At 49.2% G+C, this 13,630-nt stretch carries 8 protein-coding genes and 1 pseudogene; all 9 read right to left on the bottom strand.

The annotated features are described in order from the left end of the window. Positions 1-200 precede the first annotated feature (200 nt). Positions 201-2,048 carry a glutamine--fructose-6-phosphate transaminase (isomerizing) gene (gene glmS / locus CR46_RS0108680; protein WP_030071936.1) on the bottom strand — a complete coding sequence of 616 codons (1,848 nt, stop codon included), beginning with the start codon at positions 2,046-2,048 and terminating at the stop codon, positions 201-203. Between the two features lie 104 nt (positions 2,049-2,152). Beyond that, complete coding sequence (locus CR46_RS18125) at positions 2,153-4,126, bottom strand: glycosyltransferase (RefSeq protein WP_198023713.1); 1,974 nt, start codon at positions 4,124-4,126, stop codon at positions 2,153-2,155. A 575-nt stretch (positions 4,127-4,701) separates the two neighbouring features. Next, a pseudogene (locus CR46_RS18120) lies at positions 4,702-5,794 on the bottom strand (IS3 family transposase). Positions 5,795-5,870: 76 nt separating this feature from the next. Continuing rightward, positions 5,871-7,151 carry a hypothetical protein gene (locus CR46_RS0108650; protein ID WP_156963056.1) on the bottom strand — a complete coding sequence of 427 codons (1,281 nt, stop codon included), beginning with the start codon at positions 7,149-7,151 and terminating at the stop codon, positions 5,871-5,873. A 26-nt stretch (positions 7,152-7,177) separates the two neighbouring features. Continuing rightward, a complete protein-coding gene (locus CR46_RS0108640) occupies positions 7,178-7,870 on the bottom strand; it encodes an HAD family hydrolase (RefSeq protein ID WP_030071932.1) in 693 nt (230 codons plus the stop codon). Next, positions 7,867-8,613 carry a 3-deoxy-manno-octulosonate cytidylyltransferase gene (locus tag CR46_RS0108635; RefSeq protein WP_030071930.1) on the bottom strand — a complete coding sequence of 249 codons (747 nt, stop codon included), beginning with the start codon at positions 8,611-8,613 and terminating at the stop codon, positions 7,867-7,869. Before CR46_RS0108635 ends, CR46_RS0108640 begins: the two co-directional genes overlap by 4 nt. A 61-nt stretch (positions 8,614-8,674) precedes the next feature. Beyond that, a complete protein-coding gene (locus tag CR46_RS0108630; protein WP_232222362.1) occupies positions 8,675-10,285 on the bottom strand; it encodes an aldolase catalytic domain-containing protein in 1,611 nt (536 codons plus the stop codon). Further along, positions 10,275-11,645 carry a hypothetical protein gene (locus CR46_RS0108625; RefSeq protein WP_156963055.1) on the bottom strand — a complete coding sequence of 457 codons (1,371 nt, stop codon included), beginning with the start codon at positions 11,643-11,645 and terminating at the stop codon, positions 10,275-10,277. Before CR46_RS0108625 ends, CR46_RS0108630 begins: the two co-directional genes overlap by 11 nt. A 10-nt stretch (positions 11,646-11,655) precedes the next feature. After that, on the bottom strand, positions 11,656-13,626 hold the full coding sequence (locus CR46_RS0108620; protein ID WP_030071926.1) for a glycosyltransferase: 1,971 nt from the start codon (positions 13,624-13,626) through the stop codon (positions 11,656-11,658). Between the last annotated feature and the right edge of the window lie 4 nt (positions 13,627-13,630).

The following is a 13,630-nucleotide window of genomic DNA, read 5'->3' as shown; positions in this document are numbered from 1 at the left end:
GTTGTCGCGGGCGCATACACCTAGTACTCAACTTGCTTGAACATGCAAGTAAGTCTATAGAGCCACGGACACTCACGGAAAACACGGACGAAAACCTAAAACCTCAAAAATCTTTTAAGGTTTTATTTTTGAATTTTTCTTGTCCGTGTCGTCCGTGGCATAAAAAAGGTTTTATCCATAGCAAGGTTAGCAAGAGCCCCTCACTCCACTGTCACGCTCTTGGCCAGGTTCCTCGGCTTATCCACATCGGTGCCTTTTACCAGCGCCACGTGGTAAGAAAGCAACTGTAGCGCCACCACGTGTAATACTGGCGAAAGCAAACCATAGTGCTCTGGCATCACTAGCACATTCACACCGTCACTCGGTTTCACGGCACTGTCACCATCGGCAAACACATACAGCTGGCCACCACGGGCGCTGACTTCCTGCATATTGGCTTTGAGCTTTTCGAGCAGCTCATCATTAGGGGCCACTACTACCACCGGCATATCTGCATCCACCAGTGCTAACGGCCCATGCTTTAGCTCACCTGCGGGGTAGGCTTCTGCATGAATATAGGAGATTTCTTTTAGCTTCAGCGCACCTTCCAACGCAATGGGGAAATGGCGGCCACGGCCTAAGAACAGCGCATGATGCTTATTAGCAAAATGCTGCGCCCACGCCTTAATGCTTGGCTCTAGCGCCAGCACCTTCTCAACCGCAATGGGCAAGTGACGTAGTTCATCTAAGTAGGCTTTTTCATCAGTGTCAGCTAACCGCTGTTTAGCTTTGGCTAACAATAGCGTCAACAAAAATAGCGCACTCAGCTGAGTGGTAAACGCTTTGGTAGACGCCACGCCGATTTCCGGGCCAGCACGGGTAATAAAGCGCAGCAGGGTTTCACGCACAATGGCAGATTCAGGCACGTTACAAATTGCCAGCGTATGGGCATGCCCCATAGATTTCGCATGCTGCAACGCAGCCAACGTATCCGCGGTTTCACCAGACTGGGAAATCACCACCACCAACTGGTTAGGGTTCGCTACGCTAACGCGGTACCGGTATTCACTGGCAATTTCCACGTTGCACGGTATGCCCGCGACTTGCTCAATCCAGTACTTAGCCGTCATGCCCGCATAGCTAGACGTACCACACGCCAGGATCAGCACGGAATCCACCTGCTCAAAAACAGCGTGCGCCTCAGCACCAAAAATACCTGGCTGCAGCTGACCTGCACCGCTGAGCATTTCTAGGGTATTACCCAACGCCTGGGGCTGCTCGAACATCTCTTTTTGCATGTAGTGATTAAACTCACCCAGCTCTACCGCATTCGCAGACAAGCTAGAGGTCATCACTTCCCGCTGGGCTGGCTGACCCAGGGCATCTACCAGGGTGATCGAGTCACGGGTTAACCGCGCCACATCGCCGTTTTCCAGGTACATCATTTGCTGGGTGACGGACAGCAGCGCTGAGGCATCAGAAGCGGCGTAGTGGCCGTCTTCTGCAATGCCGAGCATTAACGGTGAGCCTTCACGGGCCACGACCAAGCAATCCGGCTCTTCTTCACTCACCACTGCCAAGGCGAACGCACCTTGTAAATGCGCCACGGCGCACTGCACGGCAGAGAATAAATTTTCCGCTGGCTCACCAATCTGGCCCTTAAAGCAGGCTTGAATAAGGTGGGCGATGGTTTCGGTGTCGGTGTCTGAGGTGAACACGTACCCCAAGCCCTGAAGCTGTTCACGCAGGGTTTCGTAGTTTTCGATGATGCCGTTATGCACTACCGCCAAGCCACTGGAAATATGCGGATGAGCATTACGCTCCGCAGGCACGCCATGGGTCGCCCAACGGGTATGCGCAATACCTACATTACCCACAACACCCTGCTCTGCAACGCGTGCTTCTAATTCAGCAACACGCCCCTTGGCACGGGCGCGCACTAGCGCACCAGAAGCATCTAACACCGCTAAACCGGCAGAGTCATAACCGCGGTATTCAAGTACCTTTAAGCCCGAAAGCAAAAAGGACGTACATTCTATTGCGCCCACGGCGCCAACGATTCCACACATACTTACTATTCCCCACATAAAAACAGCATAAAACGACAATGGCCCATGCGGTTACAAGCAGGGCCATCACCTAAAACTATCGTAAAATACTAAGCTTGATTAAGTCATTCTTTATTGCAGTTTTCAGGCAAAGAGAAATCAAGGCCAATGGCGCGTTCAGGATGGTGGTCGGTTTGAGACGTTGTATCTAAGTACTGCTCACGACGCACGGGCTGTGCCCCTGGTCGTGTTAAACGACCTAAGCCTTTTTCTAGCGGGAAGTACTCAAGCTCGAAACCATGGCCTTTAGCCCAGTGCTCGCATATATCCTTCTCTTCCTGTCGGATGGTGTCATCCATCCACACCTCCGCATTGGGTGAGAGTTTGTCGGCCAAGGCTGGCAATGCAGGATAGCGACTGAATAAGCACGTCGCCCCGGGCGGGCCATCCACCCACAGAAGATCAACGCTCCCAACGCCTTCCAGCAGCGACACCGGGTACCAGCGCGAAGGCTTCTCTGCATCTTCGGGGTTCAGGTGCTCGCCTTCCCAGGCTTCCAAATCCCCAATTCGCAGATCAACCCAACCTTCCAGAGATTCCGCATGAAGAGTACCAAGGGTCTGCGCCCCATAGTGGTCGCTATGCTCAATGGAGACGAGCTTGCCAACGCCGTTCTGGCGCAAGGCATCGGCAATTACCAAGGTAGAGGCACCGCTGCCAAATTCGACAATGACCCGAGGGCGAGTCGCCATAATGTGCGCATGCAGACGAAGAAGCACGTCGGGGGAGGTTGCCCAGCCCCGAAGCGGAGGAAGCTGCCCCTTGATCTTCAAGCGCCGTTGCAACCATGAGAGGCTTTCCAGCTGAGCGTAGAGGCGGTTCTGAACAATGAGCAAATCGCGAGTGAACTTGCCTGCGTTGTCTTTGCCCGCTTCCAGCAGCTTTTTTTCAAGCTGTTCCATATTGTTTTCTGGTTTCATATCAGTGTTCTTATTGTTTAATTTTACTAAGCTGCTTTCTACATCAGAGGTCTCAGAAACGCTTCCTCCCTTATCCAGCGAATGAGAAAAGATGGCGAGGCGATAAATACCCAGCAATTGCTCATGTACTTTTTGGGAATCGAAAAACTGCTGGATTATCTTGATGCCAAAGGCACCGAGACCCGCACGATAGCTTTTCGAGGCAAGGAGGCTCTCTATGTCTCGATGCACCATTTCAGGCTTATAATCCTTATGCTGATTCCCTACACCACCAAAATTTGAACACACACCTTGCTGCCAAGTATTAGTGTTCACCAAACCACAGTAGCTTTTGCTACCCACCGCAATGGCCGGCACACCACAACTCATGGCCTCTAAGGCACAACGACCAGGGGCAAACACAAAGTCACTCGATTGATATGCGCTACGGAGCGCCTCTCCTTCGAGCCACCCTCGAAATTCGATGGCATTACCACCACGAACCGCTTCTAGACGGGATCGAAACGCTTCTGTTTGTGTACCATCGCCCACAACAGCCCAGGTTAACTTTCCTGAATAATTTTTCGTGGCATACTCAACAGCATCCGCAAAGACATCCAAAATGAATTCTTTGTCCTTATCGAGACGCGACACCAAAGCAACCTTCAGCTTTTCTTCGCTACTCTGGGGCTTTTCTGGGAGCGGTTGAAAAAAATCTGTATCAGGGACGTTGGGTACTACATGAAATTTTTCTGGGCTCTTGGCCTTCTCGCTCAGCAAATAATCTCGGACGCCAGATGACACTGTTAACACTGCCGACACTTTACCAATATAGCGGGGGAGATCGTCAGTGTATTTACCATGAAATGTCAGCACTAGAGGTACGTCCAGCTGTTCCGCCAGTACTAGACCAAACTTGCGAGAAGCAAAGGGGTGAGCGTGCACCAGATCAACTGGTGCATCAGCATTAAGCTTCAAAGCCTCATTAATTGCGGCACCGATATCTGTGTAATCAGTTCGAATAACGCCAACGCCATAACCTGCCAGCGAGTCAGCAAATGAACCAGCGGGGCAAACAATCGTGGCCTTGTGACTGTTATTAATCAAAAAGCGAGCAGTTGCGAGAACGTTTTCGTGCAACCCTCCATGTGAAGCTTTAAAAAAAACTGGTATTACGACATGCACGGTCCTACCCCTTTACTTTTATATACAGCTTACAGCCATAGTGATTAGATTTTTTCTTAGCAGTTTCGGCGATTAATAGCTAACCAGCTTATACAATCAGTCATCTCGCTTTAACTCATAAGAAAAATAAAGCACGACCTGACAATACTGATAGCTGTTCAATTATACTTATTATCAACCAAGAACAACGTTGTCTTCTGGATGTTGCAGACAACTAGCTCTCAAGTCATTGTTTCGTCTTCTCTTAAGGAGCTGCCAATACTGAACGCATTTAGCTGACAGGCTGGCGGCTATATAACCGATTCAAGAAAAATGCAGCTCCCATGGTACGCAATTTAGGCTGCTTTGATGTCTGGACACAATCCCTTAAGGCTATAAAGCGTCAGTTACAGATATAGCTGAAGCTCAGCTAAGTAACTATACGAAAGAAATCCTATATTTACTGCCATAGCATGACAGCACCTCATGCACATGAAGCACATGATTTCTTAAAGAGTGAATGATCTTACCTAGCAAGAGCGGACACTGGTTTAAGCAATCATTCGGGCTTCAAAGACCTCTGGGCTGATCATCCCTATGGCACTGTGCCGCCGTTGCTTGTTGTAGTCCAGTTCGATGTATTCAAACACCTGGCGTCTCATCGTATCCCGCGTTTTAAATTGCTCTCCGTGGATCGCCTCAACTTTGAGACTGTGGAAGAAGCTTTCACAAGCATTATCATAGCAGTTGCCTTTGGCGCTCATACTGCATTTAAGCTCATGCCGGGTAAGCAGCGATTGGTAAAGCGCGGAACAGTACTGACTGCCCCTATCCGAATGGACTAGGGTATTTTGCGTTTCCATAGCGCCATTTGTAGCGCATCATAGACAAGATCGGCCGTCATACGCTCACTCACCGCCCAACCAACCACCTTACGAGAATACAGGTCAAGGTGATGTACCCCACCCACTTTTGATTAGGGGCTGTGGCCGTGAAGTTTTGCGCTAGCAGATTCGGCGCTACTGGCAGCGAATGTCGAGAGTTGGTGGTAGCCTTAAACTTGCGGGCTGCTTTAGCGCGCAAGCCCTGACGCTGCATGCTGGCAGCCACCGTCTTACGGTTGATCGGCAATCCATCATCTCGAAGGTCTAGTGCCAATCTCGAGGCACCTGAGCGCCCCTTACGTTGGTGATAAGCCTTCGCCACGCGCTGATCGATAATGGCTGCTGCGTTTTGGGTTCACGCTGTCGCCAAGCGTAGTAGCCACTCCGAGCGACTCCGACAACATGGCACATGCGCTGAACACTGAAAGCCTGGCGATGACGATGGATAAAGGCGTACTTCACTTCAGGCTCTTCGCAAAGTACACCACGGCCTTTTTTGTGATGGCCAACTCTTCATTTGCTTCGGCTAATTGGCGCTTCAAGCGGGCGTTTTCTTCTGCCAACGACTGCTCTCGTTCAGAGGTGTCTTGCTGAAGCTGCGCTTTAGAGCGCCACTGATAAAGCTGGCTCGCATGTATGCCCAACTCACGAGCCCTGCTGCCACACCAATGCGATCAGCCAGCGCTAACGCTTCTTGACGGTAGGCATCTGAGCAACGGGGATAAGATTTTTTCTTCATTGATGTCGTCGATCTTGCCATGGTTCACCTCATCGTAGCGTATTACATACTTGAGATGTCCACTGCTACTGGGCAAGATCAACCTGCATACTTCCCCCTAAGGATGTCGATAAACAGGAACCAATTTATTAACACCATTCCCCATAACATCTCTAACAAACACCTTCACTGCATCAACTTCATCTAGACTTTCCTCCGATTCTTTTTTTGGAATATCAAAAAAAGATTTTTTTTGATACCAAAAAACGCCTACTTTCCTATCCCTCTTGTACGCATAAACTGCAACCTCATAGTTTAGTCCACACATATCTAAATCTTTCAATATAGATGACAGGTCTACAGAAATTCTCCAAAAATCTTCATAGTCAAAAATACTGACCTCAGGTGAAAAACTCATCACATCAACAGGCAGCAAAGAAGTTTTCTTTTTATCAAAAACATTAGACAAGTGACCAGCTATATTTTTAGCTGACATATCGAAATCAACAACAAGCCCTATTATTTCTTTTACTAGATTTCTTGGAGGAGGAGCATGTCCCTTTGCCCAGTCCCCTATGTACAGACCCACACCATCTTCACTAAAGAATGATGAAACACCTACCCTGCTCCAAGAGCGCTCATTAAAAAAAGGTCGTAGGTGAGACTTCATGTGCCAATCAGATTTATTTTGAAGGTAAACAACGTCAACTTCCGCTGAAAAACTAGCTCCAAGAATAGTGTTTGTAATCCCTCTCTCTTCAAAAAAACTTTTTATGTAAGCCTTAGCCTCACCACCACTCATATTGGAGTCAATACCCAACCAAGTATCAGGAAAGGCGACCTCTAGATATTTAATCACATGATCAAGAAGATAGTTTTCAATTGATATCTGAGGGTTCCAAACAATGGTGATTGATTTGCTTGCAAGGCGCCTCGACAAATCCAAGGCAGCAAAGCCACCACCTGACCCTCCCATTATGATAAATTTAAAGTTGCTAGTAATTGCCACATGCTCAAGCAGCATGGTCACTTTTTCTTGTATTATAGAGTCATTGGAATTCCCAGCATACCACCCAAGTAATATTTCTTCATCCAAATCAATTGTTGGATCCGAAATAGATATAAAAGGCATCCCAAGTTCTTTAGAGATTTTTATACCAGAAAAATACGGCGGATATGAATCATCTCGCCTTGCCAAGGCACCAGAAAAAAAAACCAAACAATGGTTGTGGCTTTCTGTTTGCAAACCATCAACCAAAATATCTAATGTAGTCTCCCCACTAGGCAAACAATAAACACCATCATTAATTTTCTCTAATCGTTTAAACTCTTCTAACGAACAGCTCTTTACAACGTACGAAAACCTAGAGAAATCCTTATTAATATAACTTTTTTTCATATTTACACCCATACCACTCTATTCAATTATTTATTTGAGAGCCGAAACGACATATTAAAAATTGAATTGAATGAAGCGATATTTGATATTTGAATCCAATCCTCCCAGCCTGCTACCTCGCTCCAGCCACTCAGAAACACAAAATCAAGGCCAGCTGCATTTGCGGCTTGGTAATCATATTTACTATCGCCTAAAAACAAGGCGGGGTTTTGAATATTATCGGAAGCTATCTCACGGACCAGTATCTCGCCCTTGGTGTCGGGACTGCCGAATATACCGGCGTCGAACCACTCTGCAATGCCACGTTTTGCGAATACATCGCGTAGCTCGGCTTGGTCACCGCCGGAAACGATCAACCAGCGAGCGTTAGGAGTCTGCTGTCGCAGTGCCTCCAGCCCCGGAGCTATATCACAGCTCAAGAGCCCTTCACGCACACAGCCGGCATAAGCCTGCAGCAGCGCATCCAGAACGAGGGACTGCGCGGTGTAGTTCTGCTGCGCGGCATGGTTCGGTAAGATCTGCTCCAGGAAGTAGGCAAACTTCTTGTAACGCGATACCCCACCGTTGGCGACGTGGTAATAAACCATAGCCCGGGCGGCGTCTTCTCCGTAGGGCAGGGTAGCTTGGTAGAAGGCCTCAGTCTTGACCGTATTGGAGTCGAGCACAACACCATCGCAGTCGAAGACCAGGGTGGTGTAGTCGGTGACCGGATACCTCATGTCGGCACCTGACCGGCTTGGCGCAGCGCGGCTTCAACCTTGGCAACATCCTCAGGCACATCCACCGCCAGGCTGCCGGGCTGGGTTTCCACCATGCGGATGGTCTTGCCCAGCTCCAGAAAGCGCAGGATCTCAATATCCTCGGCGTGCTCCAGTTCGCTCTTGCGGCCAAAGCCACAGAAGGCGGCCAGCTCCTCCCGGGTGAAGGCGTAGATACAGACCTGCTTTTTGTAGCGCTTGGGGGCGCACTTGGCGTCCTTGAAGCCCGGCAGGGCTACCCGCGACATGTAGACCAGCTCGTCGCGCTCGCTGGTGATCACCTTGGGGATGTTGATGCTGTGAGGGTCTTCGTTGTCGCCCACCCAGCTGACGCCGTTGATGATGGCATCCATGTGGGCCAATTTGGCGTCGCGCACCTTAAGGATATCCGCCGGGTCGGCTAGCGGTTCATCGCCCTGGACGTTGATATATAGATCGGCCTTGACCTGCTCGGCGGCCTGGGCCAGACGATCGGTGCCGGTCAGGGCATCGTCGGTAGTCATCACCGCCTGAAAGCCAGCGGCTTCGACGACCTCGGCAATGCGCCTGTCGTCGGTAGCGACATAAACGTTCTCGACGCCGACGGCACGGGCCGAGAGCTCGGCGACCCACAGAATCATCGGCTTGCCCAGCAGGGGCACCAGCGGCTTGCCCGGGTAACGGCTGGAGCCATAGCGGGCGGGAATCATGACCACACTACGCATAGCGGCCTCTTGTTCGTCATGTTGAAAGGAAACGCTCAATGACAATGAACGTGCGAGCGCTTCAGAGCGCGTAGACCGATTCGCTGTGCAGCCCGTAGCGGGTGGGGGTAATCGACGTGACCGGTAGCGCCCCGTCGGCATCCTGGTACTGCTCCAACAGCTGGTGTATTTCTCCGCTGCGCGGGTCATCAGCTCCGTAGCCGTCAAAACCGGCCATCCGGATGCGAGACGCCTGGCCGCTAGTCGCCACTGCCAAGGCATAGGCCACAACCAGCGAGGTCGGCGCTGTACAGTGCGACTTTGCAAACTCGAACGTATCTGTCTGCACGTTCAAGCCGAAATCCAGCACCGCTTTGCCCCCAAGCGAGTCGCGCACATCTGCTGGCAGCATGGAGTACGGGGTGATCAGCGGCTGGGGCAGCCGGGTATGCGCCTCGCAGTCTGCCAGCAGGCGCACCGGGTGACAGGCCACCCGCAGGTCGATCAGCTCGGCATCAATGGCGCTCTGGGTGTTGAGGGCCAGGACCAGCGGCTGATGGTCGCGGATATAGCGCTCCAGGGCCCCGCGGTGGCGGGCCACACCTGGCCCAGTACCCAGCAGCAGCACCTCGCGCCCGGCAAAGCGCTCCTTGGGTGACCACTGGCCCTTGGGCTCACCGCGGTAAAAGTGGCGCGCCGCATCCAAGGTGTTGAGGCTGAACTTCTTTCCGCCCTCCACCCGCAGGTGCTCAATCACCGCCAGCACGTCTTCCTCGCTATAGCGGGGATCGCTGAGCATCTCCTGGATATAGGTGGGGTGGATACCGTACTTGCCAGCCAGGTAATAGTAGGGGTTAGTGCCCCAGCCGTAGTGAGCCTGCATGGGCTTGAAGTGCTCACGCAGCAGCACCATTAGCGGTACCATATTGACCGGCTTACCGCGGCGCTCGGCGACCTCGATGACGAGTTCCTCGGTACGGGCATTACCCGGCCCGCGGCCCATGCCGGTGACGGTGGAATCCACCCAGGTAACGCCTTCATCCAGCGCCCGCAGGGTGTTGGAGAGCGCCAGGCCCAGGTTGTCGTGGGTGTGGATGCCCATGGGGCCTTTCCACTCGCTGCGGAACCAGTGGATGATCTGCGCTGCCTGATCCGGGCTCATGCTGCCCATGCTATCGGCGAAGTAGAGCGCATCCATCGGGTAGGCCTTGGCCAGACGAGCGAGCACCTTCACTTCATCTTCAGAACGATCCGCTACCTGCATCAGGTTGAAGCCTACATGATAGCCACGCTTCTTCAGCCAGGTGACCGCCGGCAGCGCCTTCTCAAACTCATGCACATGGCAAGCGATACGCACCAGGCCCACGGGCGAGTCCGCCGCCGCATTGGGGAACAGCCGCTCCAGCGCCTCCTGCTGGGGCACATCCCCGACCAGCTCGTTGCCGTTGACCATCACACCCACGGTCAAGCCCGCAGGAATGGTTAAGCTGCGAATAAACTCGTCAGTGGTGAAGGCACAGGGGCCCTGGAAGCCCTGGTTCTTCAGGGTACGGAAGCCTAGCTCCACCACATCCACCCCAGCGGCCTGCATGGCATCGAGGTATTGTTGAATAAGCTCGGGAGAAAAGTCCCAGGCATTGTAGTAGCCACCGTCGCGTAGGGTGCAATCTAAAAAAAATTGTTTAACCATCATTAACCTCTCTTTTAGTTTTAACTTTTTCCCAGCAAGACCAAAATAAACCCTCCACCACACCTTCCTTAATAGAGTACGACCTTTTATCAGGCCTCAGATCATCTTGGCCATCAAGGTAATTACTAGAAGCAGGATTTGTTTTATAAGTGCCTTCTGAATACACATGCTTACCAAACATGGAAATATCAGGTGAACAGTGAACCACACCTGGCTTACCTGCTATTCTCGAAGGGTACATCGAGTCAGTTCCCATAGAAGCAATAAATATATCTGAAAGCATCGCAAAGGAAATTTTTTCTTCAGCTGTAAATCCATGTATATCTATAAACTCAAAATATTGGCCGACCTTTCTCTGTATATCCTCAACATCCTTCCTTTTCTTTGAGTAGGGAAGATAGCTTTCAGAACAAGTTCTTGTTATTCCATCGAAGATTACCACCGGCTCGTAACCCATCTCTAATACATCAGATATTATTTTAGAATACGTATCATTTTGCTCAACCCATGCTTTCTCTTCAGATAATACACTCAACCAAATAACTGGCCTACCCTCATCACTATAAAACGACAAGGGATACGCTGCATCTCGTAAAGCCTTATCTATAAAATTACTTTTTTTATTATACGCCCCCCAAACCCAGAAGCCAGGCTGAAACACCACCCTGTTTTCATGAATACACTCAGCTGAAAACTCTCCCCAGTCCACAACCAGCATTTCAGAACCACCACCCAAAATCTTTGAAGTATCAATAAAATCAGTTTTTTTCCAATATACATGACGAGAAGGAGATGTAACAATGTCACACACACCTTTGTTGACAATGGGACAAAGCATTTCATAAAAAAAGTGGGAAGGCCTAACCTCTGTATTCAAGAGCAACCCATAAAAAACCTTTTCACTTTCTAAATATTTTTTAAATCCATCTAAGTCTCTATATGCCACTTCTAAAAATGCAGAAACCCAAGCTTTGTAGCCATCTCCTCGTTTGAAAAGACAAGCTTTTGAATCGGAAAAAGAGAAACTTCCCACCAACCCGTTTAAAAACTGAACCAGAAACAATTCAAATCCAGAGGTCGAGATAAACCTCAAGAAAACCAACCTACTTCTCAAAAAAGTTCCTGAGAAATAAAAAACTTCAGATCCAGATTGAATGAAGAAGCCATTAGGAGAAACATTCCCTTTCACCACTTCTAGAATATGACTCGTACCTTTTTCTGAGTTAAGATAGTGATATATATTTTTTGCATGCCAGCTAGAAACAGAGCCATAACCTTCATCAAGTTGAATTTTTTTAGCCCTTTCTCTTAAATCACAATTAACCCGCAGAATTTCTAGAACATTGGTATTATTCAAAGCCATACTCTCCATGTTAAATTAGCTCTAGAAAAAGACAATTAAACTCGACGGAAAATTTTGACACATTGTAATTTTCTCTCAGAAAACTCATGCCTAGCTGAGAGGCTGTTTGAAAACTTGGCTCCTCATTCGCAAACTTAATAACTTCATCAACAACCGCGTCCTGATTTTTCCCTAGAGAATTTTCAGGCCAAATATACTCAGCACCCGGCCAGTGCTGGACTAAGGAAACTCCTCCTCCTGCAAAACCATCAGCTATAGCAAGATGAAAGCTTTCTGGGCCAGGAAAATCCAGATCGGGGTCGCTGACCGATAGCACGTAGCCTACTTTCTGTCTTGCCAACTCTTTCTTTATGTCTACATGACCTACAAAATCTACAGAGTCTTGCAATCCGTTTTCTTCGATGTAGGTCTGGCAGTCAGAAAAGTAAGCCATCTCCGTTGGATTCTTTGCAACCCAAGCCAAATCCTCAGCTCGCTTGCCGAACACTTTTAAATTAAAGCGTACGTCGTGCTTTTTGAGCTCTTTGAGAATTTCTAGCGCTTTTTTGTAACCCTTTCGTGAAGGCAAAACACCAATAATACCTAGCGTGAAAAGCCGGTCAGGGTGCCAAGTAGTATCATAGTCGTCTACCCGCACATAGTTATGCATTAAGCGTGCTTTATGACGAGGAATATTGGGATACTTCTCTAGCAGCCGCTCAAAGAAGTAGGTTGACACGGCAACAACAGCGTCCACCTTATCAAGGTCCATATTAGAGCCATGATCTCGGGCCAGCTCCATACGGTGCATTCTTACGACTAGGCGTTGACGTGGCTTCTTATGCTTCGCATACCACTCTGCATTACCTAATAGCCACTCACACCAAATATACTCAGCCCATTCCAGGCATTCACGACTTTGCACTTCGTCATGAATGGCATGACCTTGCCATTTGTCAAACCTGATATCGAAGTACTCACTTAACTCAGGAGTAGCATCTTCAATGAACTTGAGATCATGCCCTGCAATAAGCAACCTTGGCTTGGTCAGCTTTAAGAAAGCAGCATACTCCCCGGACTGAATAGACAGCAAAACTTCATTTATCCGCCTAGAGTATTTGAATTTTTTAAGTATAGCCCAGTGGGTTCTTACAAAACGTGAAAACTTATCAAACGTCTCTACATTCACATCACCTCTATTCTTAAAAATTAGAGATTCGATAGACACCCTCAACCCAACGTTAAGGCGAACCTGGATATAGTTGATGCCTAATGGTTCAAGCAACTGCTGTGTTGAAGACCAAACCTCAAGGTGGTCCGATAGCTCACGCCGCCCGTACCTTTGAGTACTAGCGGGTGTCATAGAAGGTATTTTAAAATATATAAAGGTTGGAGATGCGAGGTACTCAACCACTTCCGCGTGCGCGAGCATTGTTGCAAGGAATACAGTATCCTCCCCCATGCGTAAATGTTCAGGCCAGCGGATACTATGCTTTCTTAATAAATCAGCTTTAACAAAGCTTGTTACGACAGTACTTTGTTTCTTGATAATGAGTTCAATTTTTTCTTTTTTCGTGAGGGCACTGTGCCATGAATCCATTTGGTTCATGCGTTTGCGCTGCTTACCATTCTCTGCTAATAGTTCCGACCGTATTAAGCAGGCATCGGTTTCTTCTGCTAGCCGGGTCAGCTCATTGAGAGCATCCGGCAGGATTTCGTCGTCGCAGTCCAAGAAATAAATATATTTACCACGAGCTTCCTCAATACCCTTATTACGCGGCCTCGAAGGCGATCCGCTATTCCTCTCCAGCTGAATAAAACGCCAGTTTTCAACCTGAGTACATGTCTTTTTAATCAGCTCATCCGTCCCATCCGTTGAGCAGTCATCGACAAAAAGCGCCTCATATAGCGCGGGATCAAAGTGTAGCCTCTCAAGTGACGCCATGCAGCGACCAATCTTATCAATGGCGTTAAAGCAAGGAATTACGAATGATACAAGCATGACA

The sequence above is a fragment of the Vreelandella neptunia genome, from assembly GCF_000712975.1.
Taxonomy (GTDB): Bacteria; Pseudomonadota; Gammaproteobacteria; order Pseudomonadales; family Halomonadaceae; genus Vreelandella; species Vreelandella qaidamensis.
This window is presented reverse-complemented; position numbering and strand designations above follow the sequence as displayed.